The organism is Caldicoprobacter faecalis, from assembly GCF_900115765.1.
In the GTDB taxonomy this organism is placed as follows: Bacteria; Bacillota; Clostridia; order Caldicoprobacterales; family Caldicoprobacteraceae; genus Caldicoprobacter; species Caldicoprobacter oshimai.
Window position 1 is genome coordinate 21575 of record NZ_FOXR01000016.1, and the last position, 25339, is coordinate 46913.

Below are 25339 nucleotides of genomic sequence, written 5' to 3' on the forward strand. Positions count from 1 at the left end.
ATTTTAAAATAGAGTAACACGTGTTCAGCGTACTAATAAAGCTACTCAATTTAAACTGCAAATTTGTTTGTCGTTTTTATTACTTTTTCCCTTCACACGATGGGGGCACTTCGGAAGATGGCTCACTTCGAAAGATAGCACCCACCGGTATGGGGTTACCCCTCAAGAACTCGACATCCTCCATGACCTTTTTGCCTTCACCCTGTATCCTGACAAGCCGCAAAAAGCCCTCACCACAGGCCACCACCAATCCATGCCGCTGGTCGGCCGCCACCACCTGCCCCGGGGTATGGGTTCCCAGATTAGAGTATTCCCATTCCTGTACCTTCCATACTTTTATGCGCTGGTCCCCAAGAAAAGTAAAGGTTCCAGGCCAGGGCGTCAACCCCCTCACCAGGTTTTTGATGCGGACAGCGCTCTGTGTCCAATCGATATTACCCATGGATTTATCTATCTTTTTACAGTAGGTGGCCTTCTCTTGCTCCTGTGGACGTCCAGCGGGTCGCCCCTTTTCAAACAACTTTAGCACCTCTGCCAGCGCCTCTCCGCCCAGCACGGCCAACCGGTCATGCAATTCATCGGCCTGCTCATCGGGATATATTGGGGTGCTCTTCTGAAATATTATATCGCCGGTATCCATGCCCACATCCATATACATTATGGTTATGCCCGTCTCGGTCTCACCGTCTATCAATGCCTGTTGAATGGGCGAAGCACCGCGGTACTTGGGCAGCAAAGACGCATGGACATTTATGCATCCCAAAGGCGGGATATCGAGTATCTCTTTGGGCAGTATCTGTCCGTAGGCAGCGGTCACAATAAGGTCGGGCGCCAGCCCCTTTAACACCTCAATAAACTCCGGATCCTTTACCTTTTCGGGCTGATAGACCGGTATATTCCTAGCAACCGCCCATTCCTTGACGGGCGGAGGGGCCAACTTCTTCCCCCGGCCCTTGGGCTTATCTGGTTGGGTAACCACTCCTATTATCTGATGGCCGCTGCTGACAATAGCTTCCAGCGATGGTATGGCAAACTCTGGAGTGCCCATGAACACTATCTTCAGCACCGTTATCCCTCCACCAGCGTGCCCGGAACCACTTTATCGATAAACAGTATACCGTCCAGATGGTCTATCTCATGGCACAACGCCCGGGCAAGCAATCCAGTCCCTGTAATTTCAATGGATTCCCCTTTTCTGTTTAGCGCCTTTACTTTAACCCTTTCAGGACGTATTACCTCACCTCTCACCCCCGGGATGCTCAGGCACCCTTCTGCACCCCTTTGCTGTCCGGAAGCCTCAACAATCTCAGGATTGATGAGCTCTATCAATCCCTCGCCCACATCGATTACCACCACTCTTCGCAGTATCCCCACCTGTGGCGCTGCCAGGCCCACCCCATCAGCGTGCCTCATGGTCTCAGCCATATCATCCAGCAGCTCCAGAATTCTCTCATCAATCTTTGCTACGGGCTTGGCTTTCTTGCGCAATACATCATCCTTACCGTATATCATAATCCTTCTTATCGCCAACGCTGATCATCCCTTTCTATAGCAGACTCACAGGATAAAAATCTACAATCGTGGTTTCCTTAACGCCCATCAGCCTTTCCAGACACTCATCCATGAGCCGATGATATGCCTGCTTGTATATGTCGTCAGGCCTAATGCGCACAAGCACCTGCCAGCGGTACCTGTTGTTGATCCTCTCCAGAGGCGCTGAATACGCTCCTATATCAATCAGCCCTTGTTTTAACACAGGGCTGCCCTCAACCTTTTGTTTCAACCAATCCCTAGTGTCAACAGCCAGCCTTATGAGGTCATCTTCTTTCTCACCCATCATCAATATCCTAATGATGTGTGAAAATGGGGGATACAAAAACTGCCTGCGTATCTCTATTTCCCTGCTGTAAAATCCGACGTAATCGTGCCTTGCTGCAAACTGTATAGCATAATGCTGCGGCTGATATGTCTGGATGATGACCCTTCCGCCTCGTGGCCCCCGGCCGGCACGCCCGGCCACCTGCGTTATCAGCTGAAAAGTCTTTTCACTGCTTCGGTAATCGGGCAGGTGCAGTGAAGTATCGGCCGCGATTACCCCCACAAGCGTCACCCTTGGGAAATCCAGCCCCTTGGCGATCATCTGCGTACCCAGCAAGATGTCATACCTTCCCTCTCCAAAGGCTCTCAAAATTCGCTGGTGTGCCCCCTTGGTTGATGTGGTATCCATATCCATCCTTATCACGCGAGCTTGAGGAAACAGCTTCTTAATCTCCTCCTCGGCCCGCTGGGTTCCAATCCCGAAATGCTTGATGTATTTGCTACCGCAGGCTGGGCATACGCGGGGATATGGATAGTTCGCCCCACAGTAGTGACACTTGAGCGTTTTATCATAAGCATGGTAGGTCAGCGATATATCGCAGTTGTGGCACTTTACCACAAATCCGCACGAGCGACACGAGACGAACTGTGCATAGCCCCTGCGGTTGAGCAGCAGTATGGCCTGTTCGCCCTTTTGCAACACATCGGCCAAGGCACGGTAAAGCGAACCGCTCAGTATGCTGCGGTTGCCCAGCTCTATCTCCTTGCGCATGTCCACAATCTCCACCGGCGGCAGAGGCCGATGATCTACCCTGTACTTCATCTTTATCATTTTATAAGTCCCCTTCTCTGCCAGGTAATAATCAGTAAGGGAGGGCGTAGCACTGCCCAGCAGAAGCACCGCTCCTTCCAGCTCGCATCTCTTGTGGGCAACCCCCACCGCATGGTACCTGGGCTGCATATCCGACTTATAGCTGTCCTCATGGGCTTCATCCACGATGATAAGGCCCAACCGCTCAAGGGGGGCAAAAACAGCTGAACGAGCTCCAACCACAACATCAACCTTCTGGCTTCTAATTCTGCGCCATTCGTCGTATCGCTCGCCCAGGGATAAGCCGCTGTGCAATATGGCCACCCGCTCGCCAAAATGGCTTTTGAATCGCTCCACCGTCTGAGGGGTCAAGGATATCTCGGGCACCAGCACGATTACTTGCTTGTTCAACGATACGGCCTTTTGCGCAGCCTGTATATACACCTCAGTCTTGCCGCTACCTGTCACGCCTTGAAGCATGAACTTGCCGTAGCCTCGGGTAAGCGCCGCTTCCAGCGTTTCAATAGCCAATCTCTGTTCGGCAGTTAACACCTTGGGCTGTACCCCTATATCCGGCTCATAATTCCAGGGGTTGCGGTACACCTCCTGTTGTTCGATACGAATCCAACCACGCTTTTCCAGGTTTTTTATGCTGGATAACGGCGCTCCAGTAACTGCCCTTACCTCTTCAAGCGGTATGCCATCTTGTTGGACCAACAGCCTCAGTACATCGGCCATATATGAGGACTTCCTGGCTATATAATTGATGCGCTCCTCCACCACATCCCCCTGATCGTTCAAATAGACCAGCCTCTGTGTCTTCTTTTTGATATTAGCCCTGAGCCCCGGAGGAGTCATGCACCTGATGGCTTCTATCGAAAGGCAGTGGTACTCTTCCTTCATCCAGCTTATAAGCGGGATCATTGACTGAGGGATCACGGGATAATCATCCAGCACCCTGTCTATCGCCTTGATCTTATCATTTGGCACATCAGCTGCAGTATCCAGCCTGACTACGTAGCCTTCCACCATCCTGTTTGACACGCCAAACGGCACCTGTACCCTTATCCCTATTTGAACTTTTCCTTTTAATTCCGTGGGTATGATATAATGGAATACCCTGTCAAGCGAGGGATGTGCCTGATCAATTATCACACCGGCATAGACGACGCCGCTTTCCACCAAACTCCCCCTCATCTGAACCGTATGCCGCATATCGAACAAGGCAGCTTGATATTATAAACCCTTCAAATCATCTTTAACAAGTCAGCGAGCAATATTGCAACAAGTAACTATTGGAGCAATTAAACAAAAAGGGTACAAGCAAGGTACCCTTCAGCTCAGTTTGCCCCCTGGCACAAAGCAGGACATCTCTTTATAATCTCATCAATTATCCTGTGGGCAAACTCCTTTTTGTCCATTTGGGGTATGGCAATGACCTCACCTTCGCGGGTAATCAATAAGCCCTCATTTGTGTTTTTCTCAAAACCCGCCCCCTGCCGGGTCACGTCGTTTGCCACTATGAAGTCAAGGTTTTTCTCCCGCATCTTCTTGGTGGCATATTCCTCGATATTCTCCGTTTCGGCTGCAAACCCAACAAGTATACATTTTCCTTTGCGTTTGCCCAGCTCTTTCAATATATCCGGATTCTTTACCAGCGTCAAGATTAGCTTATCGCTGTCCTTTTTTATCTTGGTGGGGCAATACGTTTCAGGACGATAATCACCTACCGCCGCAGCCTTAAAAACCATATGACAGGACAGAAAGATTTCCATTACCTTTTCGAACATCTCCTGTGCCGTCTCAACCCTGTAAAGCTTTACTCCAGGCGGTGGTGCAATGGATACAGGCCCCGATACCAACTCCACCTCGGCACCCCTTTCAGCACATGCGGCGGCAATGGCATAACCCATCTTGCCCGATGAAGGATTGCTGATAAACCTGACAGGATCCAGATATTCTCTTGTAGGCCCGGCGGTCACCAGTATCTTTACACCTTTTAAATCGCTCTTTCTCGAGAAATAATTCTCTATTGTTTCAAGTATATCCTGGATGTCGGCCAGCTTTCCCTCGCCATAGTCGCCACAAGCCAATCGTCCGGCAGCCGGCGGGATGAACATATACCCCTTCCTCTTTAAAAAGCTTATATTCTCCTGAACGATGGGATTGGTGTACATATTGGTGTTCATGGCAGGGGCAAATATGACCTGCGCTCTGGTGGCCATGATAGTGGTGGATAAAAGGTCATCGGCTATACCGTGGGCCACTTTACCCAAAATATTGGCGGTGGCAGGCACCACCACCAGCAGGTCGGCCCACTTTGCAAGGGATATATGGTCAATCTCCCAGGCCCCAGGCCTGGAAAACATGTCATAGTAAACCGGATTGCCCGACAGGGTTTCCAGCGTAAGAGGTTTTATAAACTCCATGGCATGTGCCGTCATGATGACCTTTACCTGCGCTCCCTTTTTGACAAGGGAACTTACAACCTCGGCTGCCTTGTATGCAGCGATCCCGCCCGTTATACCAATGACGATTTTCTTACCCTTTACACCATCCATCTCACTTTATACCTTCTTTTGTCCGTTTGTATAGTACCTTGCCTTCATTTATTTCCTCGGTTGCAATGGTGACAGGCTTGCTGGACTGTGTCGAAATCAAAGGCTTTGCCCCTGCAACCAGCTGCCTTGCGCGCTTTGCCACCGCCACAGCAAGGGTATAACGGCTATCAACCCTCTTCATGAGGTCATTCAGCGACGGATAAAGCATTCTCAACCCCTCCCTGTCAGTTCTAAATACAGCTCTTTGTTCCTATCAACACGGCATTTTTCAGCCAGTACAATGGCCTCCAGCTTGGCCACGGCGCTCTCCACCGTGTCATTTATGATAACGTAATTATATCGGGAGATATAGTTCAGCTCCTCATAGGCGCTCCGAAATCTCCTGTAGATGGTCTCTGCATCCTCCGTTCCACGCTTGACAATGCGCCTCTTGAGTTCCTCCATGGAAGGAGGAATTATGAATACAAACACCGCCTCGGGGAAGCGCTCCTTTACCTGCAGTGCCCCCTGTATATCGATTTCCAGTATAACATCCCTGCCGGCAGCCAGCTTCTCCTCGACGAATTTTTTGGGGGTACCGTAGTAATTGCCGTAAACCTCGGCATACTCCAAAAACTCACCATTCTCTACCATTCTGAGAAAAGTTTCCCGGTCCCTAAAAAAATAGTTAACCCCTTCCTTTTCTCCCACACGGGGTTTTCGTGTAGTCACCGACACTGAAAGTATGGCATGGGGATTTCTCTCAATGTACGCGCTGCAGATAGTACCTTTTCCAGCACCCGAAGGACCCGATACCACAATTAACAGCCCTTTATTGAACATGGTAAACTTCACTGCTTATCTTTACTCCTCCTGTTCTTCGTCAGATAGTGTCGAGGTGGAAGGGGTACTATCTTTGGCATTAACGCGATGGGCTACCGTCTCAGGTTGAACGGCAGACAATATAACGTGGTCGCTGTCGGTGATTATGACCGCTCTGGTCCTTCTGCCATAGGTGGCATCAATCAGCATCCCCCTCTCGCGCGCCTCCTGTATGATCCTCTTTATAGGCGCCGATTCGGGACTGACAATTGCTACAAGACGATTAGCCGAAACGATATTTCCAAACCCAATGTTGACCAATTTAATACTCATACCCCACTCTCCTTTTCAGCTTTACTCGATATTTTGAACCTGTTCCCTTATCTTCTCGATCTCGCTCTTTATATCAACCACAAGGTTAACGATGGTCAAATCATTTGCTTTAGAGCCGATGGTGTTGACCTCCCGGATCATCTCCTGGACCAAGAAATCAAGCCGCCTACCTATAGGCTCGGTAGATTCCAGAGCCTTCCTGAACTGTTCAAGATGGCTGAAGAGCCTTACTATCTCCTCGGTTATGTTGCACCTTTCGGCAAAGTACACCACTTCCATATTAAAGCGATTCTCGTCCAGGTGTGAACCCTGAAGGAGGTCTTTGAGTCGGTTTCTTAGCTTTTCACGGTACTCATCGACAACTTGAGGAGCTCGCTGCTCGATACAGGTTAACATTGATTCCACTTTTTTTAAGCGCTCCAGCAGATCGCTCTTTAAATTTTCTCCTTCTTTTCTGCGCATCTCCTTTACTTCCTGGAGTACCTGTTCCATCAGAGCCCTTACCATCTGCCTTAGCGCTTCCTGGTCTTCTTCCACTTCGTTGACGACAAAAGCATCTGGTATATTGAGCAACGACGATACAGAGATGTCATTGGGTAGGTTACGCTCCTGCGCCAGTTTATTAAAGCATACAAGATAAGCATCCACAAGAGGTTGGTTGACCTGTACGTCCACCACATCGCTTCGCTGGTTCGAATAATTTACGGTTACTTCCACCCTCCCTCTTGACAGATGCTGCTGAACCATGCTCCTTATATCCTCTTCAAGGAACGACAGAGTACGTGGCAGTTTGACATAAATGTCCAGAAAACGGTGGTTCAATGTCTTCACTTCTATAGACATCTCTCTGCCCTGTTCTTCTATCTTGCCTCTGCCAAACCCCGTCATGCTGTAGATCATAGCTTACCGTCTCCATTTCTTCGTTTTGTATTATAATCATGAAATTCCCAAATTATGACGGATTTATAAGACCAATTTTTGAAATTTAGACGCTTGGTGCGGTATAATACAGCCATAGCAGGTTCAATCAGTATTATAACACAAATTACATCCGTTAAAAACCGACTTTCTACTCCGCTTTGAAGAAGATTTATGTAAAACGCAGCGCTTTATATAGCTGATCAGCATCGGGGGGTTCAAGAGGGGCGCGCTCCTCCCCGGTCACCAGCCATTTAGCGCTGTCATCGATAACCTTGCCCACAACAGCAGCCTCGATGCCGTTTGCGTTGAGAAGCTCAACCAGTTTCTCCCCTTTCGGCGTCACTATCACCATACAGCCGCTCGAGATAAGCTTTAAAGGGTCTATATTGAAGAAACGGCAAATAGCTCTGGTCTCAGCAGCTACGGGTATCCGCCTTACATCTATTTCAACCCCTTTCCCCATAGCCTCGCTGATTTCCCATATAGCGCCAAGCACACCGCCTTCGGTTGCATCGTGCATCCCGTGTACGCCAAAGGAGCTGGCAATCCTGCCTTCTTTTATGACGCTGATGTGGTTTATAAAATCCTTGGCACTTTGAACCAGCTCCTCAGGAAAATGGCGCAACAGCAGGTCCTCTCTGTCATGCGCTAAAATGGCTGTGCCCTCCATGCCTGCTTTTTTGGTAACCACTATATCGTCTCCGGCTTGAGCGCTTGCAAATGAGACTACCTTTTCCTTCCTAACTCTGCCAATGGCTGTGAGGCACAACACCATTTTGGATACAGCGTCTGTAACCTCTGTATGGCCGCCCAGAATATCTATATCAAGCTCCCGGGCTGCACGTTCGGCATCCACCACCACCTGCTCAATCTCTGCAGCCTGAGCATCCGGTGGAGCCAAAATGGTGAGCGTCACTCCCACCACTTCAGCGCCGGTGGTCACTATATCGTTGCAACATATGTGAACCCCTATGTATCCCATTTGGCTGGACGCCCCAGTTATCGGGTCACTTGAAATTATGCACAACTCCTCACCAAAATCCAATATGCTGCAGTCCCTGCCTATACCCGGTCCCAAAAGCACATCTTTGCGTTTAATTGTTAACTTCGAAATAATCTGATTTTTTAAGAATTCATTTGATATTTTACCTATATTCACGTCTTTCCTCCGTTTAGCACATGATTGCTTTAAATATTGCTTATAATATTGTACCACTATTTAATCGAAAGTCAAACAGTTTTTATTTTACCAGTGGTTATGGCCATCTTACAATAGCCCAAAAGTACCTTTCATCATAAATAAATAAAGGACGGTCAATTGACCGCCCTTTATTTATTTTTCCAGTTCCTCCAGGAGTATCTCGTTGACAAGCTGTGGATTGGCTTTGCCTTTGGTGGCCTTCATGGTCTGTCCAACCAAAAAGCCTAGGGCTTTTTTCTTGCCGTTCTTGTAATCCTCAACCGACTTGGGATTCTCCGCCAGAACTTTCTTTATGACCTTCACCAGCTCATCCCTGTCGGTTATCTGTTTGAGGCCTTTCTCCTCAACAATGGCTTCGGGATCCTTTCCGGTATCAAACATCTCTTCAAACACCGTTTTGGCTATCGGCCCGCTTATAACCTTGGAGTCGATCAACTTGAACAGCTTAACCAGGTTTTCAGGAGTCACAGGTACATCGGATATCTCTATATTTTTCTCGTTGACCAACCTCAAGAAGTCGCCCATAAGCCAGTTACTTATGGTCTTGGGATTTTCATACAGCTTGACACATCTTTCGAAATAGTCAGCCAGATCCCTTGATGAGGTCAGGATGCCGGCGTCATATTCAGGTAACCCAAACTCTTCCACATATCTGCGCTGCTTCTGGGCAGGCAGTTCCGGAATTTGCTTTCTTATCTCTTCCACCCATTCGTCATCTATCTCAATAGGTGGAAGATCTGGCTCGGGGAAATACCTGTAATCCTGTGCATGTTCTTTTGCGCGCATAGAGAAGCTCTTTCCAGCGCTGTCATCCCAGCGGCGCGTCTCCCTGAGCACTGTCCCGCCTTCCTCCAGTATGGATATCTGCCTATTGGCTTCGTACTCTATTGCCCTGTAAACCGCCCGGAAGGAGTTCAAATTCTTCATCTCGGTACGCACGCCAAACTCCTTCTGCCCTTCCGGCCTTACCGAAATGTTGACGTCGCAGCGCAGCGAACCCTCTTCCATCTTGCAATCGGATACATCTATATATCGGAGGATGGACCTCAAAGTCTCCAGGAATACCTTTGCCTCTTCGGCAGACCTTAAATCAGGCTCTGTAACTATCTCGATTAGCGGAACGCCGCTCCTGTTGAGATCCACAAGTGTACTATCAGCATACTGGTCGTGAAGCAGCTTTCCTGCGTCTTCCTCAAGATGAATCCGGTTTATGCCTATACGCCTCGTCTGCCCATTGACCACTATATCCAAATATCCATTCTGGCACACTGGCACATCATACTGGGATATCTGGCACGCTCTGGGTAGGTCAGGATAGAAATAATTCTTTCTATCCATCTTGGTATACCGTGCTATTCTGCAGTTTAAAGCCAGACCCGCCTTAATGGTATACTCCAGCGCCTTTTTGTTTATGACGGGGAGTACCCCGGGCATGCCGATGCAGACAGGGCAGCACTGGGTGTTGGGGGCAGCACCGAATTTTGTGCTGCAGCCACAAAAAGCCTTTGATTGCGTTGAAAGTTCTGCGTGTACCTCCAGACCAATAACCACTTCGTATTTCATGGCTATATCACCTCCAGTCGATGGCCGGGCGTTTGATGTGATAATCGGTGTTTTGTTCAAAGGTGAACGCTGCCCTAAACAGGGTGCTCTCGTCGAATGCCTTACCTATAAACTGCATACCAATGGGCAGACCCTTGGTGTCAAAGCCACAGGGCACTGTGATGGCCGGTAGCCCAGCAATGCTGGCCGGCGCTGTATATTTATCCGCAAGGAATATTGCAAGAGCGTTGTCCACCTTATCGCCAAATCTCAAAGCGGTGGTGGGACAGGTAGGCAGCACTATGATGTCGAACTTTTCAAAAGCCTTTTCAAATTCGTTCTTTATTATGGTCCTTATCTTTAACGCCTGCAGATAATAGCGCTCATAGTTTCCGGCACTCAAGGCGTAGGTCCCCAGCATCACCCTTAATTTGACCTCATCACCAAACCCCTGCGTTCTAGTTTTCTTATACAGCTCATCCAGGTCCTGACACCTCTCCACCCTGTAACCGTATTTAATCCCATCGTAACGTCCGAGGTTAGAGCTGGCCTCAGCCGATAGGATGACACAATAAGCAGCAGGTGCATGCTCTATGCTAGGCAGCGATACCTCCTCCACATGGGCGCCAAGCCCTTCAAGGCTCTTGACAGCATTTAAAACAGCATCTTTAACATCCTTATCTACACCTTGGTCGAAACACTCCCTGAGCAGCCCTATGCGCAAACCATTTACGTCATCCGCCAGCGCTTGAACATAATTTGAGGTCATCGCTTTGGCGGTCATGGGATCGGCCATATCCCTTCCCGCAATGGCCTGAAATACGATCGCGCAATCCTTAACATCCTTGGCAACAGGACCTACCTGATCCATTGAAGAGCCTGAGGATATCACTCCATAGCGAGAAACCATTCCGTATGTAGGCTTCAACCCCACCACGCCGCAAAAAGCCGCTGCTCTTCTAAGCGAACCTCCAGTATCGGTGGCCAGCGCATAAAATACCTCATCGGCTGCCACGGCGGCAGCAGCGCCTGCGCTGGCTCCTCCCGCAATGCGGTTTAGATCCCAGGGGTTTCGTGTCTCATGAAAATACGAGGACTCAGTAGTTAGTCCCATCGAAAACTCATCGGTGTTAAGCTTCCCCATCAAAATGCCCTTTTGCTGGGCTATTCTGCTAACCACCGTAGCGCTATAGGGTGGAACGAAGTTTTCCAACATCTTGGAGGCACAGGTGGTCCTGACGCCTTCGGTGCATATATTATCCTCCACACCAAACGGAATGCCCGCAAGCACAGACAAGCCCTCTTCATCTGCCACAGAGGCGTCCAGCTGCCTGGACTCTTCCAGAGCACGTTCATCAGCTAGCGTGATAAAGGCTTTGACATCCTTGTCCACCTCATTGATTTGCTGAAGCGTAGACTGAACAATCTGTTGGGAGGTAACCTCTCTTTTGTTTATGAGGTCAGCAGCCTCGTGTACAGTGAGCTTGTAGAGTTCCATTTTTCACCCTCCATATCCCCAAAGAGTTTTTCGCCAAATTTATTCCACAACCTTTGGAACGCGGTAGCAGCCGTCTTGTACATCGGCCGCGTTCTTGAGCAGGATATCTCTATCCATCGAGGGCAAAACTACGTCCTCACGAAAGATGTTTTTAACTGAAAGCACGTGAATGGTTGGCTGTACACCTTCTGTATCAACTTCAGCCAACCTGTCCACGGCATTTATGATATCGCTCAACGCCTGTGCAAATTTCTGCTTTTGTTCTTCGGTAAACTCAAACTTAGCAGCTTCGGCCAGATACTCCACATCCTTGACAGTAATCCCCACAGCCATACACCCTTTCCCCAAATTTTATCGTGCCTATGTTACAATATTTTACTATATTTTGTCGCCTTATTCAAATCATATTTTGGCCAACCTGCCTGCATGCATTTGCTTTTAAAAGTACAACATAACAGCGCTCCTTAAGCCTATGAAAGCCTATTTAAATTTTCTACGTTTGCCTGTGAAATCCTTCTATCATATCCCGAAAAAGTATGTTCTACCAGAGCAAAGACTGTAGTTGTACACATTTTTGGAGAAACCTGTATAATTTTTCTAAGTTTTGCGTATTGTCATCACCTGGTAAACATTGCATCACATCTTTAGCAATTCCGTGTTGTAGAAGATGGAGCCTTCTTGTGCATATATTTTTCAATAAAAAAGGAGCGGGCCTTTATCAAGCCCGCTCTCATAAACTACCTCTTATAATACTCCACAATTCCCTTGTATATGCCGGCAGCCACGTTCTCACGGGTCTGCTCATTGATCAACAATGCCCTGTCATTGGGGTTGTTGATAAAGCCTACCTCCACCAGCACCGAGATCACGTTATTTTCCCTGAGCACGCTGAAATCGGCTTTGTATGGGACGGTATATTTCTTGGAGAAATTGGTAGTAGCATTGAGCTGCTGCAGTAAAGTCTTGGCAAACTTCTCCCTTTCTGCGGCATTGTACCCCTTGTAGTACTCTACATTGACGCCGTATGTACCGTTATAGGCGTATGGTCCGTTATCCCTGTAAAATACGCTGATGCCCGAACTTGAAGTCTGATCGCTGGCCGTCGTGGAATTGCAGTGCAGGGAAATAAACAGATAGTTATCCTGGTATTTCTGGCGCGTAAGGTCAAACACCTCAACCAGCTCGGGAGTTGCGTACCTCTTGTCGTTTACCTCCTGCCCTGCGTATATATCCACTCTATCTTTGAGACCAGGATTGTCCAAATACACCTTAAACTGCTGGATCCTGGTCTCTAGCGTCTCAATCTGCTCGTCCTTAGCTTCTATGTCTTTCTTTAGAGCTTCAATCTCCGCTTCAAGAACAACAATCTCATTTCCAAGTCGTGTTATTGCATCTTCAGCATCCTTTTTAGCCTTTTGGAGGTTGTCTATATCAGCTTTCAATGCATTGATCTTTTCTTCAACATCCTTCAAATCAGCATTAATTTCATTCACTTTTGCCTGGGCATCTTCCACGGCAGCTTTGAGCTCATTCAGTTTTAGTTCTTCGGCTAGTTTGTCCAGCTCTTCCTGCATTTGGGCTACTTGTTCTTCCAAGGGCGAAATCTGCACGTCCAGCTGATCCAGCTGAGCCTTCAAGGATTTCTTCTGCTCTAGAGCGTCCTCCACTCCTTGCAGATCCGTATTGATAATTTGATCGAGCTGGTCAAGTAAAGCCTCCTCCTCGGCCTCATCTATGTCCAACTTAGCTAGTAACCCAGTCAACTCCCTTGCCAGGCTGTCAATATCTTCACCGAGCGTTTCTATTGCGCTCTGTATTTCGTCTACAGGTTTACCTTCTTTTAGAGCTGCGTCAACCGCTTCTAGATCCGTCTTTACTTGATTGAACTGGTCGAGCAAAGCTGTTTTCTTCTCCTCCTCCATCTCTAAGCCAGCCAATTCAGTCTCCAGTTTGATGATGTCTTCGCTGAGCTTGGATATGTCGATCGTGATGGCGTCGTATTCCCGCTTACGTGCATCTCTTTGCATTCTTAGGTCTCCCAGTCGCTTTTCTGCATCCTTCAGCTCCTTCTCTTTCGGCTGGTATTTCGCGTACTGCTCATCGTAGGCCTTTTGTTTATCTTCTAAATCCTTTATAGCCTGCTGCAACTCGGTTTGAAGTTCGCCCAGTTGTGCTTCATACTGTGAAAGCTTATCCTTTGCAGACGCTAATTCTTCTTGATACCTGACAACCTCGGCTTCTTTTTGCGTCTTTTCATGCTCTTTTTGGGCCAACTCCTCTCCCTTAGCCTGTTTAGCCTGTAAAGCCGCATCCCTATCCTTCTTCACTGCAGCCAGCTCGGTCTGAAGAATATGGGTGTTTACCAAGGCCGACCGGTAAAACAAGGAATAATACCTATCATCAGGCCTGGTAAGTATCACAGTGGCACCGGCTTCTTCCAGTATCCGTTTGAGCCTCAAAGCCATATCAAGAACCAAATCTTTTTCTCTCACCAAGCCATAGCCTTCATGCTTTCTAGTGGCACCTGGATCGGTCCCGCCGTGCCCGGCATCCACAAATATGACCTTGCCGGCCAACGCCCCCGGTGTACCGTGGAACTGCGTAAACCCAGGTTCAGGCTTCGGTTGTGGTTCCGGCTGTGGTTGCGGCTCTGGCTTTGGCTCAGGTTGCGGTTGCGGATTCTGTGGTGGCTCTGTCGGAAACAGCTTTGCAATGGTCTTGGGCCCTACTATGCCGTCCACTGCCAGGCCGTTGTCCCTCTGAAAGGCCATCACCGCCTGACGCGTCCTTGAACCAAATATACCATCCACTGCGCCGCAGTTGTATCCTAGCTCGTTCAGCCGCCTCTGCAGCGTCGCAACCTGGCTTCCCCTGCTGCCAAGCCTCAACATCGTGGTGATTGGCGGAGTAGCATTCTGGTTGCCATTTTCGCTGCCTCCGCTGGTTTGCTCATCATTAGACGGCGGTGCAGAAGGCTCAGGATTTTGATTCTGTGGCGGATTATTTACTGCAAACAGCTTTGCAATAGTCTTGGGCCCTACTATGCCGTCCACTGCCAGGCCGTTGTCCCTCTGAAAGGCCATCACCGCCTGACGCGTCCTTGAACCAAATATACCATCCACTGCGCCGCAGTTGTATCCTAGCTCGTTCAGCCGCCTCTGCAGCGTCGCAACCTGGCTTCCCCTGCTGCCAAGCCTCAACGTCGTGGTGATTGGGGCGCTTGAGCTTTCGCTTCGCGACGGCGGCTCTGGTGCAGGTGCAGATGATGACCCACTGTTTCCTGTAGAACCGGATAAAACCTCTGCCAGCTTGCCCAGCGTTGCAGGGCCGGCTATGCCATCCTGTTTCAGACCGTAGGCTTTTTGAAAGCTTCTCACGGCGGCTTCGGTTTGAGGCCCAAAAATACCATCAGCACTACCCTGCAAAAAACCCAGCTTAATGAGCTGCTGCTGAAGCTGCTGGACCGCTGCGCCGCGGCTGCCTCGCCTCAACAGAGTAGCCCCCAAAGTTTGCTGTGGGAGTAGTGCTGATAGCATGAGTACAACCAGCAGACACGCCAAAACCCGTCTACCCAACACTTCACCCCCTTCCCCTCATTAAATTTAATTATTGCAGATTGAAACAAGAAATGACAAATTTACCATTGTTATCTCATATTTAAACATAAATCTGCCAAAAAATCAATGGTTCGAGAATAGTAAATTAGACCTATTTTATGTTCAGCAGCTGTTTGAACTCCTCCTCATTGAGTATAGTAATGCCCAGAGCACGCGCCTTTTCCAGCTTACTGCCAGGATTTTCGCCCACTACCACGTAACTGGTCTTTTTGCTAACGCTGCTTGAGACTTTGCCACCTCTCTCTTCAATGAGCCGTGTGGCCTCCTCGCGGGTATAGCTGCTTAAAGTACCGGTTAAAACAAAAGTCAACCCTTTTAGCGACTCATCGCGAAGCGACAAACCCGGCTGCTCCATCAATACTCCAGCTGCCTCGAGCTTCTCTATAATCCTGACATTTTGTTCCTCCTTGAAGAAAGCCACTATGCTTTCAGCGATCTTGTTTCCTATCTCCTCAATCTCCAGAAATTCTTCCTTCTTTGCCTTCATTATTCTATCGATATGGCCAAAGTGCTGCGCTATCAGTTGGGCCGCTCTTGCACCCACCAGCGGAATGCCCAAGCCAAACAGCAGCCGTGCAAGTCCCCTATCTTTGCTCTGCTCAATGGCCTCTAAAAGGTTCCTGACCGATTTGTCTCCCATCCTCTCGATTCCGATTAAATCCTCGTACTTCAAATAGTACAGGTCGGCCACATCCTTGATAATCCCTCTATCAAGCAGTTGATTCACTACAGCCGGGCCCATGCCCTGTATATCCATGGCATCCCTGGAGGCAAAATGGATTACCAGGCGTTTAATCTGGGCCGGGCATGCATTTCCGGTACACCTGGTGGCTGCTTCGCCCTCAAGGCGTATGACGTCGGCACCGCATACCGGGCAGCGCTTGGGCATTACGAAGGGTTTTTCGTTCCCGGTCCTCTTTTCCTTCTTGACCTCCACCACCTCGGGTATCACATCCCCAGCCTTTCGGATGACCACCGTATCCCCGATACGTATATCCTTTTCCTTTATGTAATCTTCGTTGTGAAGGGTGGCCCGCGAGACTATAGAACCTCCCACCGGCACCGGGTCAAACACCGCAGTAGGGGTCAAAACGCCCGTTCTTCCCACCTGCACGATTATATCGCGTATCACCGTCTCCTTTTGCTCGGCGGGGAACTTGTAGGCAATAGCCCATCTAGGATTTTTGGTGGTGGCCCCCAGCATATCCCTCTGCCTCAAATTGTTGACCTTTATCACGAGGCCATCGATGTCAAACCACAGCGAATGCCTCTTTTCATGCCACTCAAGGCACATGTCGATGACATCATCTATATGCCGTGAACGGCATAAAACAGGGGAGACCTTGAACCCTATCTCGCGCAGCAGCTCAAGGGCATCGCAGTGGGTTTCCGGCATTTGACTATCCTGTATGTACTGAAGGTTAAATATGAAGATGTCCAAAGGCCTAGAAGCCGTCACACGGGGGTCAAGCTGTCTTAAAGACCCTGCCGCGGCATTCCTCGGATTGGCAAATAGAGGCTGCCCCTGCTCGCGCCGCTGCTCATTTAGGACCTCGAAATCCTTTTTAGACATAAAGACCTCACCCCTTACCTCAAGGGTAAAGGGCTTGTTGAGCTTTAGCGGAACGCTCCTTATGGTCTTTAAGTTTTCGGTTACATCCTCGCCCGTGTATCCATCCCCTCGTGTAGCCCCGCGTACAAACACCCCGTTTTCATACCACAGGGCAACTGACAGCCCGTCTATCTTGTATTCGACTACATATTCAACGTCGTCACCCACAGCATTTCTCACTCGGCGGTCAAAGTCTTTAAGCTCCCCTTCGCTGAAAGCGTTGGCCAGGCTGAGCATGGGTACCCTGTGCTGCACCGTGCCAAACGCCTTTGAAGGTTGTCCACCCACCCTCTGAGTGGGCGAGTCGGGGGTCGCAAGCTCAGGAAAGACCTGCTCCAGCCACATCAGGCGCCTCATCAGGGCATCATACTCTTCATCCGATATCACCGGCTGGTCAAGGACATAATAGTAATAGTCGTGCTTCCTTATCTCTTCCCTGAGCTTTTCAATCTCTTCCCTTGCTTGCTTGATATCCATGTACACCACCACACCATCTTAAAGCTAAAATTATTTCGTCTTACCATTAAAGCTTTTTAAGGGGGGCCAAGTTGGCCATAAATTTTTTAATGCCACCCTGCTCAAAAGCGATCTGAATTCGAAGGTCGGCACCCTCACCGTCCATGGCAACTACGGTGCCCACACCAAACCTCTGATGGAGAACCTTGTCCCCCAGCGCAAACCTAGGAGATGGACCAGTTTTCTCCTTTGTCACCTTCCCGGGCAGGTTAAAGCTGACAATCGGGTCAACGCTTGTACCCTTTTTGACACCAGAATCGCCAAATTCGAATGCATATCCTCCTATTGCCGGCTCCACCAGCTCTTCAGGAATCTCGCTTATAAACCGCGAGGGCATGCTTAGCATCGAACCGCCGTAGAGGGTCCTGTTCCGGGCATAGGAAAGATACAACCGTTGTTTTGCCCGGGTAAGGCCCACGTAACACAACCTGCGCTCCTCTTCCAGCTCATCAGGATTGTCCACCGCCCTTGCAAGTGGAAACAGCCCCTCCTCCAATCCAGCCATAAAGACCACCGGGAACTCCAGTCCCTTGGCGCTGTGGAGCGTCATGAGCACCACAGCCGATTCATCCTCTCCTACCTCGTCAACGTCGGACACCAGCGCGATGTTTTCCAGGAAGTCCACCAGGTCAGCCCCCTGGTTGGCCTCTTCAAATTCCCTGGCAGCCGAGATAAACTCCTTTATATTCTCCAAACGGGCCAGGGCATCCATTGTGCCTTCTCTTTCCAGCTCGCTACGGTATCCCGTCTCTTCCAGCACCGTGTGGACAAAATCCACTATGCCCATGGTATCCTTCAAGGCTATAAGCCGCATTATGAGGTCGACAAACGATTTAACGCTGGCAGCGGCCCTGCCCGAGAGCACTCCATTCTTATCCAAATCTATGGCAACGCCAAATATGCTTTCCTCCATCTCTGCCGCCGCTCCCTCAAGCGCTTCTATCGTCGCAGGCCCTATACCCCTTTTGGGAACGTTTATTATGCGCTTCAAGCTAACGTCATCGGCCGGGTTTACAATGACGCGCAGGTATGCAATTATATCCTTTATCTCCTTGCGGTCGTAAAACCGCAATCCCTTGTATATCCGGTAGGGGATACCGTACTTTATCATGGCCTCTTCCAGCACGCGGGACTGCGCGTTCACGCGGTACAGCACCGCAAACTCCCCCGCCCTGCGTCCCTCTTGCTGCATCAAATCCTTGATCTGGCGACATATGAACTCAGCCTCGTCGTGCTCGTCATATGCCTGGTATATACGCACCTTGTCGCCATGCTTGCGCTGGGTCCACAGCCGCTTGGGCTTTCGCCCTCTATTGTTCTGAATGACGCTGTTGGCCGCATCCAGTATGGTCTGGGATGAGCGGTAATTCTCCTCCAGCTTGATGACGGCGGCACTGGGGAAATCCCTCTCGAATTCCAGTATGTTTCTTATATCGGCGCCACGCCAGCCGTAAATTGCCTGGTCATCATCTCCCACCGCACAGACATTCCCATGAAACTCCGAAAGCATCTTTATGAGGATGTACTGGGCCATATTGGTGTCCTGATATTCGTCAACCAGTATGTACTGGAATTTCTTCTGGTAGTAATCCAGTACATCCGGCCTCAAGCGAAACAGCTCAATGGTCTTGTTTATGAGATCGCCGAAATCCAGGGCGTTGTTCTTTTTGAGCTTAGCCTCGTAAAGCTGATATATGCGGCCTATATTCTCTTCCCTGAATTGACCCCTCACCTCGTCCACGTATTCTCTTGGCCCTTTCATCTGGTCCTTGAGGCGGCTTATCAAATTTCTGATCTCCTTGGGATCATAGTATTTCTCGTTAAGGTTAAGTTCCTTGATGCAATCCTTGACCACCGTCAACTGGTCGGAGTCGTCGTATATCACGAAATTTCGAGAGTACCCTATCTTATCGATCTCCCGCCTAAGTATTCTGACACAGGCGGAATGAAAGGTGCTGACCCATATGTCATAGGCCGCTTCCCCCACCAGCTGAACTATTCTTTCCTTCATTTCTTTTGCCGCTTTATTTGTAAAGGTAATGGCCAGTATGCTGCCCGGAAAGGCAACCCGGTAGCGCAGCAGCGCAAAAATGCGCTCGGGCAGTGGAATTACTGCACCGCTGTCCTGGCACCGGGCTATGTATTCCTCCATAGAAGCAATATCCTGGGGCGTCAAATCTCTTGGCACATAATCGCTCCCGTAAGCACAGCCGAACTTAAGCAGGTGTGCAATCCTGTTTACCAGCACCGTCGTTTTGCCCGAACCGGCACCTGCCAGCACCAGCAGAGGCCCCTGTGTGGTCAGCACCGCCTTCCTCTGCATATCGTTCAAATGCCTGTACTGCAGCTCGATTATCCTGTCCCTCAGCGCACGAAATCTGCTTTTCATATCCTCTGACATAAAACCTTCACCCGCTTTTCATCATGATTGCTTTTTGGATATCCTGTCCAGCACGATATTGTATCCATCGGATCCGTAAAGCAAAAACCTGTTTACCCGGCTTATGGTAGCGGTACTGGCCCCCGTCTTTTCAGCTATTTCGCTGTAGGTCTTCTTCTCTTTGAGCATCCTGGCCACCTCCAACCTCTGTGCCAGGGATTTGATCTCGTTCACGGTACACAGGTCCTCAAAAAAGCGATAACACTCCTCCATGGTCTCAAGGCTCAATATGGCCTTAAACAGCTGGTCAACCAGTTCATCCTTGATTTTAGAACGATATTCCATTTCCCTGGCCCGTTCATCTAAACGGTGCAACAGCCGCACCAGTTTAGAAGGTTGGGGTATTTGTAGTCCGCCATTTAAGGCTGTCCCACCCCAACAGGCGGTATTCGGAACAGCCTCAGGTTCAGTGACATTTCCATCAATGTCACAACACCATTATCGTAGTGCACCATCACGCGTCACGTATACAGCCCATGCTCCGTCTTACAGAAAAGAGGCAGGAGCTTCAGACACTCATATTTCACAAAAAAACAGTAACATATTCCCGCCATACCGCATATAGATATAATAATACAGCGCCTAAAGGAGGGAAAGTTGATGACGTACATAGTACAGCCAGGCGATACCCTCTACAAGATCGCACGGAAATTCAACACCACGGTAGAAGCCATTCTCGCCGTAAACAACATTCCCAATCCCAACCTGATCTATCCAGGACAGCTGCTGGAAATTCCCAAAGGGCCTGTTCCACCCGAAGAAGGATTCTACTACATCGTGCAGCCTGGTGATACGCTGTACAGGATTGCGCAGAGATACAACATATCGCTGACCGAACTCATAAGGGTAAACCAGATCCCGCCTCCATACATCATTTATCCCGGCCAAAGGATATTCATACCAGGCGTCGAGCCTCCAACGCCACCACCGGGCGGTAAGGTATATATCGTACGGCCTGGAGATACCCTCTACAGCATCGCGGAAAAGTTTAACGTGCCGCTGGATGCCTTGATCCGTCTCAACAACATTCCTCGTCCTGACCTGATTTACCCCGGTCAACGGTTGCTTATACCCGCTCCTACAAGCAACGCTCAAGAAGAACCCGAACAATAAGGGTTCTTCTTTTTTATTTTAGCACAACATGTAAGCTCAGAAAAGAAATAAAGTGTCCGAAGACACTTTATTTCACCCGTTTACCAGTTGAAGTTTTGAAACCGACACCTCATAGGCTATCCTGTCCTGTATTTCACCGCTGGGCAGCTTTTTCTGGTAAGGCCGGCTCTGGATCCTGCCCCATATCCTGATGCGCTGGCCAACCGCCAGATTCTGTGAAAACCGCGCATTCCTCCCCCACATTATAACAGGAATATAATCAGATTTATTGTAGGGCCTGTTGACGGCCAGCAAAACATCGGCTATCTCCCGGTTAAGCGGCGTGGTCCTATAGACAGGTGGTTTACATATATACCCATCAAGATAAATCTGGTTTGGATTTTTTATCTCTTCGTCCTTCATGGCTATGTCCTTGGCAAACACCGTAAGTATCAACCTGTTTTTCCCGTCGAGGTATTTGTTATATGACCGGAACTGCCCCTTTACAACCACTTCGGTACCCACCGAAAGTTTGCCTATATCGATTAGCCTTTCGGAAACTGTAACAGGCAAAAGGTCTATGTATCCGCTCAACCTGGGCACCGCCAGAGTGAAGTTATAGAAACCTTCGCCGTATATCTCGTGGGCAAAGGTGGGCGGGGAGTCTACTTTGCCGGCCACCAAAACCTGGTTGTTCTCTGAAGTGTGTTCCACCATTTTATCCCTCTCCCTTCCTAGAATCATTTCATTCGTAACGTTTCGACCTTCAATCCGGTAACAGTACATTATCTAAATTATAGCTATTCAACTGATGGACATTTTATTCGCCCTTCATGTGCCTACTTTTCTCTGGCGGCCCGTGTGATCTATGTAATAATTGTCCTTGTAAATGAGCTCCGATACCGGGACGATGGTATAGCCTTCCTTGAGAAGGTGGTCCAAAATCAAAGGCAGCGCCTGTACGATGTATTTGGCGTTATTGTGGAACAGAACGATCGAGCCGTTACGCACCTTCTTGGTCACCTGATTGAACATGTGCTCCACACCGTACTCCTTCCAGTCAAGCGAGTCCACATCCCACTGTATGGTGTAGTATCCCATCTCTCTGCACGTCAGGATAAGCCTGTCGTTGTAGTCCCCAAAAGGCGGCCTAAAAAGCTTAACCGCCCGCTCACCTGCCAGCTCCTCTATCTTCTTCTGCGTAGTCTCAATTTCCATCCGAATTTGCTGGCTGCTTAGCTGTGACATATGCGGGTGGGTGGTAGAATGATTGCCTATCTCATGGCCTTCCGATGCAATCCTCTTCACCTTTTCGGGGTACTTGTCAACCCAGAACCCCACAAGAAAAAACGTGGCCTTGATGTTCCTCTTCTTCAATATATCCAATATTTCGTCAGTATATTCAGCCCCCCAGGCTGCGTCAAAGGATATGGCGATCTTCTTCTCATCGGTCTCCACAGAATATATCGGCAGTTCACGCTTGGTGTTTAAAAACACGCTTATGACGTCATACTGTGTGGTCTGAGTGTATATTATGGAGATTATAACCAGTACAAGCACCACAAGCGTACGTATGGCCTGTATTCTGGATACGTATATGACCCTCACGCTACAGCACCTCGCTTATAACACCTTGCTATTAATTTATTGCATTGCAGCAAAGGATATGACAAAAAAAGAGCAGGAGCTGAATGATAAATTCAGCGTCCTGCTCTATCTCTTGCATAGTAGGTTGTAATTGCTCCCTTCGCTGGATTGCTAGGCACTGCACTCTGTTTTATGTTGCCCCACAATTTGTGTTACACTCTACCTTGTATTGTTTTTACCCTCAATCATTATTGTTATTATTCCTGTTTTGGCATTTATATAACTTTATTTAATCCACATAGTCCATTTCGTATATTCTATAGCATGTTTGCCCGTCTAATCCATTAAGAATAAAATCCTCATTATATACAATATTTGTGATAACATACTCCCTGTCATCGGTCCTGTCGTATTCAATCTTGAGTATACCGTCTGCAAGCAGGTGCACAGAGGTCAGATATATTCCCATTTCCTTATTCAGCTTAAGCACGTGATCCGTTGCTTCATCGAAAACTCTCCTGTACAACGGTATAACAGGGTCAATCTGTTCCACCTTCTGCAAATTATCACCCGGTTGTAATTGGGAAAAATCTTTATAAGCAAGCTTTTTTTTCATGATTACAGGGTAACCATCAGTTAACATGCCTTGACTTTTTTTCTTTGAGAAAAACAGATACAATCGGGTATTATTATCTGTGTCATAGACAAGATAGATATAGTCGCCTATTTCTCTCACTAGCGGCTCTGGAAACATTTTTACTATTCTTTCAAAAAAATTCGTTCTGAAGCTAAAGCCTTTACTGTATCCCGAATCTGCTCCCAAAGGAAAGATTCTACCTGTCCCAAAAAACAAATCCTCTTCCTTATAGCACGGAATGCTGTCAGAAATACCGCTGTTATCTTCGGCCAGATTTTCAGCCACATACTGTTTCAAGAAGTCCAAAGTGTAACCGCCCTTTGGCTCCGGCTGCCTTTCTAATATATCAGACAAGTAAGCATAGGTTACGCCGGCTCCAATCACCAGTAACACTGCACTTACAGTTATAGTTATAATCATTTTTTTGCTCATGAAATTATCCCACCTTTCTTTTTATTCCCAGATTGCGTAGTATACGCAGCTGCTATCATAGAAATGAGCAAAACCAAAGTAAGAATTAGGCCAGTTCACATTATATGGATTAGTATTTGCATTAGTACCACTCACCAAATTTGAAGGCGATGCTCCCATTTTTTCAGCCCACTGCCCTGTATCTGTTTGATACCACCAATGAAAATCATAACAGTCTTTAGATGGGTCTCTATTATCAATATCAACAATACCGTTGCCATTCCTATCTTCATACCCCATTCGCAATACTACTCTCCATTTACCCCCACTTATATAGGATTGATAACTTGATAAGCTATTATACTTTCCACTCATGTGGTTCTGCAACCATGAACTAACGCAGTTCTTAGTATATGTCCATAAATCAGCTTCATTCGAACAAGAATTTAATCCTTCTAGTGTTATGCCAAAAGATAAACCCCATTCATCGTAATAATCTAATGCATAATTTGCACAGTTGAAATATGGAAATGTTTCGTATTCATATGGTCGGCTGCCGTAACCAGTAAAATTAATATGAAGCTCTGGCTTATGTGGCGAAGAAGCATCGGATGAATAGAAAGTTGTCCACTGCGTCGTTCCCGATTCCGTATCATCCCTGACCATGAAACCATACTTGCTATATGTCCCGTTAAACCATCTCTTTACTATGTCTGTAACGGTCATCCTTCACCAATTACCACTATCGTTGTAAGCAGTTGGAGAGGCGTATGTGGTTGTATAACTTGGTTGATTGTTCCATGTTATTGTACTGGATTCCCAATATCCCGTCACCCTGTATGCCTTGATACTTGGAGTCGCACCGCTGTATTTTTCCATCCTAAGATACGCACTTGTTACATACTCAGCAGGTATATTAGTAGGCAGGTCAAATTTTATATATGTCCTTCTTATATAATAATCACTATCCCTGCCCGTTCTTAAATAATAATTCAAATAGTAGTTGGTATCAGGATATTTAGAACTTACATAAGAATCATATGTCGTTAAGGCGCCCGTGATCATAACCGATGGATCAATGACTATTGGATAAGCTCTGCTTGCATCGGTTAAATAAGCCTTATCAATAGTACTTTTTATTTGATAGGCTCCATTGCTTTCCACAATAGTATATTTCACATCTTCAGTTATCACTTCGTTATTATCAATGGCAAATGGTTGTTCAATATAAAATATAGCGTTATCATCCTTATCAACAAAAACTATACTACCATTTTCTTCTTTTACTTTTAGTCCATCCATTTTAATATTGAAATAAAACTCATTTTTACCTGTCGGTCGTTTCAGAACAATATACTCTTTTAGCCCGTATGTTTTTGATTCGTATATCAAGTCAATATCTTGATATACATCCTTATAAGCAATACAACTTTGCGCATCAACTGTATTCGATAATATTTTGCTATCAACACTGTCAATCTTTTCCAATTTAACTGCATTTGTAGCATTGCTATCCTTCAAACCAAAAGCCAATGTTTTACCTTGATACTCCATTATTACAAAATAATTATCAGCAGCATTATTAGAAAATCTTACAGTATATGAGTTAGAGGCATTTTTATATATATAATCCACGTCACCTATTTTTTTATTTTCCGTAATGATTGTATTATTAATGTCTTGATAATAACCATTTTGGTCCCGGTAATGAATGTTATCAGCATAACCTACCCATTTATACGTTCCGTCAGGAAGTTGATACGTCTTTGAATTACAAGAATTCTGCAGAAAGCCTCGTCCTTGTAGGGCGGGGATGAATGCAAGGGTTGAAACTGAGAACCAAGTATGATATAATTAAACCAAATCTTGGAATTAAGAAGGTTGGTTTAGAATGAATACCTACAAATCCACACGACATGCTAAATTCCTAATCAACTACCA

Annotated in this window: 19 protein-coding genes and 2 pseudogenes; 1 reads left to right on the forward strand and 20 read right to left on the reverse strand. The window is 47.7% G+C overall.

Going from position 1 to position 25339, the window contains the following annotated elements; genetic code table 11:
* Positions 1-79 precede the first annotated feature (79 nt).
* The 16 genes from fmt to BM241_RS07390 form a co-directional block, all read right to left on the reverse strand.
* Entirely contained in the window at positions 80-1063 is a 984-nt protein-coding gene (fmt, locus tag BM241_RS07315; protein WP_092282391.1) for a methionyl-tRNA formyltransferase, read from the reverse strand.
* Positions 1064-1068: 5 nt separating this feature from the next.
* The gene (def, locus tag BM241_RS07320) at positions 1069-1530 is read right to left on the reverse strand and encodes a peptide deformylase (RefSeq protein ID WP_025747063.1); all 462 of its coding nucleotides are present in this window, start codon (positions 1528-1530) and stop codon (positions 1069-1071) included.
* Between the two features lie 16 nt (positions 1531-1546).
* Positions 1547-3811 (reverse strand): primosomal protein N', encoded by a 2265-nt coding sequence (gene priA / locus BM241_RS07325; RefSeq protein ID WP_025747064.1) that lies wholly within the window; start codon positions 3809-3811, stop codon positions 1547-1549.
* A gap of 158 nt (positions 3812-3969) precedes the next feature.
* On the reverse strand, positions 3970-5190 hold the full coding sequence (gene coaBC / locus BM241_RS07330) for a bifunctional phosphopantothenoylcysteine decarboxylase/phosphopantothenate--cysteine ligase CoaBC (protein WP_092282386.1): 1221 nt from the start codon (positions 5188-5190) through the stop codon (positions 3970-3972).
* 1 nt (position 5191) lies between these two features.
* Positions 5192-5398 carry a DNA-directed RNA polymerase subunit omega gene (rpoZ, locus tag BM241_RS07335; protein WP_092282387.1) on the reverse strand — a complete coding sequence of 69 codons (207 nt, stop codon included), beginning with the start codon at positions 5396-5398 and terminating at the stop codon, positions 5192-5194.
* A 2-nt stretch (positions 5399-5400) separates the two neighbouring features.
* Positions 5401-6012, reverse strand: a complete 612-nt coding sequence (gmk, locus tag BM241_RS07340) for a guanylate kinase (RefSeq protein WP_092282392.1) — start codon at positions 6010-6012, stop codon at positions 5401-5403.
* Between the two features lie 21 nt (positions 6013-6033).
* The gene (remA, locus tag BM241_RS07345; protein WP_025747068.1) at positions 6034-6324 is read right to left on the reverse strand and encodes an extracellular matrix/biofilm regulator RemA; all 291 of its coding nucleotides are present in this window, start codon (positions 6322-6324) and stop codon (positions 6034-6036) included.
* 21 nt (positions 6325-6345) lie between these two features.
* Positions 6346-7224, reverse strand: a complete 879-nt coding sequence (locus BM241_RS07350; RefSeq protein ID WP_025747069.1) for a YicC/YloC family endoribonuclease — start codon at positions 7222-7224, stop codon at positions 6346-6348.
* A 190-nt stretch (positions 7225-7414) separates the two neighbouring features.
* Positions 7415-8404, reverse strand: coding sequence for an AIR synthase family protein (locus tag BM241_RS07355; protein ID WP_025747070.1), 990 nt, complete (start codon positions 8402-8404; stop codon positions 7415-7417).
* A 174-nt stretch (positions 8405-8578) separates the two neighbouring features.
* On the reverse strand, positions 8579-10009 hold the full coding sequence (gene gatB / locus BM241_RS07360; protein WP_092282388.1) for an Asp-tRNA(Asn)/Glu-tRNA(Gln) amidotransferase subunit GatB: 1431 nt from the start codon (positions 10007-10009) through the stop codon (positions 8579-8581).
* Positions 10010-10016: 7 nt separating this feature from the next.
* Complete coding sequence (gene gatA / locus BM241_RS07365; protein ID WP_025747072.1) at positions 10017-11486, reverse strand: Asp-tRNA(Asn)/Glu-tRNA(Gln) amidotransferase subunit GatA; 1470 nt, start codon at positions 11484-11486, stop codon at positions 10017-10019.
* Between the two features lie 39 nt (positions 11487-11525).
* On the reverse strand, positions 11526-11819 hold the full coding sequence (gatC, locus tag BM241_RS07370) for an Asp-tRNA(Asn)/Glu-tRNA(Gln) amidotransferase subunit GatC (RefSeq protein WP_051456315.1): 294 nt from the start codon (positions 11817-11819) through the stop codon (positions 11526-11528).
* A 404-nt stretch (positions 11820-12223) separates the two neighbouring features.
* A complete protein-coding gene (locus tag BM241_RS07375; protein WP_092282389.1) occupies positions 12224-15061 on the reverse strand; it encodes a peptidoglycan-binding protein in 2838 nt (945 codons plus the stop codon).
* 133 nt (positions 15062-15194) lie between these two features.
* Positions 15195-17192 (reverse strand): NAD-dependent DNA ligase LigA, encoded by a 1998-nt coding sequence (gene ligA / locus BM241_RS07380; protein ID WP_025747075.1) that lies wholly within the window; start codon positions 17190-17192, stop codon positions 15195-15197.
* A 46-nt stretch (positions 17193-17238) separates the two neighbouring features.
* Positions 17239-19620 carry an ATP-dependent helicase gene (locus tag BM241_RS07385; RefSeq protein ID WP_051456340.1) on the reverse strand — a complete coding sequence of 794 codons (2382 nt, stop codon included), beginning with the start codon at positions 19618-19620 and terminating at the stop codon, positions 17239-17241.
* Positions 19621-19653: 33 nt separating this feature from the next.
* On the reverse strand, positions 19654-19956 hold the full coding sequence (locus BM241_RS07390; protein ID WP_025747077.1) for a YerC/YecD family TrpR-related protein: 303 nt from the start codon (positions 19954-19956) through the stop codon (positions 19654-19656).
* A 315-nt stretch (positions 19957-20271) separates the two neighbouring features.
* Here BM241_RS07390 and BM241_RS13295 point away from each other — a divergent pair.
* Positions 20272-20595, forward strand: a pseudogene (locus tag BM241_RS13295) (LysM peptidoglycan-binding domain-containing protein); the annotation flags it as partial.
* Positions 20596-20856: 261 nt separating this feature from the next.
* Here the strand turns inward: BM241_RS13295 and BM241_RS07400 are convergent.
* The 4 genes and pseudogenes from BM241_RS07400 to BM241_RS12215 form a co-directional block, all read right to left on the reverse strand.
* Positions 20857-21480 carry a single-stranded DNA-binding protein gene (locus tag BM241_RS07400; RefSeq protein ID WP_035146038.1) on the reverse strand — a complete coding sequence of 208 codons (624 nt, stop codon included), beginning with the start codon at positions 21478-21480 and terminating at the stop codon, positions 20857-20859.
* A 114-nt stretch (positions 21481-21594) separates the two neighbouring features.
* Positions 21595-22371, reverse strand: coding sequence for a polysaccharide deacetylase family protein (locus tag BM241_RS07405; protein WP_092282390.1), 777 nt, complete (start codon positions 22369-22371; stop codon positions 21595-21597).
* A 268-nt stretch (positions 22372-22639) separates the two neighbouring features.
* On the reverse strand, positions 22640-23419 hold the full coding sequence (locus tag BM241_RS07410) for a hypothetical protein (protein ID WP_025747079.1): 780 nt from the start codon (positions 23417-23419) through the stop codon (positions 22640-22642).
* A 21-nt stretch (positions 23420-23440) separates the two neighbouring features.
* A pseudogene (locus BM241_RS12215) lies at positions 23441-24952 on the reverse strand (DNRLRE domain-containing protein).
* Between the last annotated feature and the right edge of the window lie 387 nt (positions 24953-25339).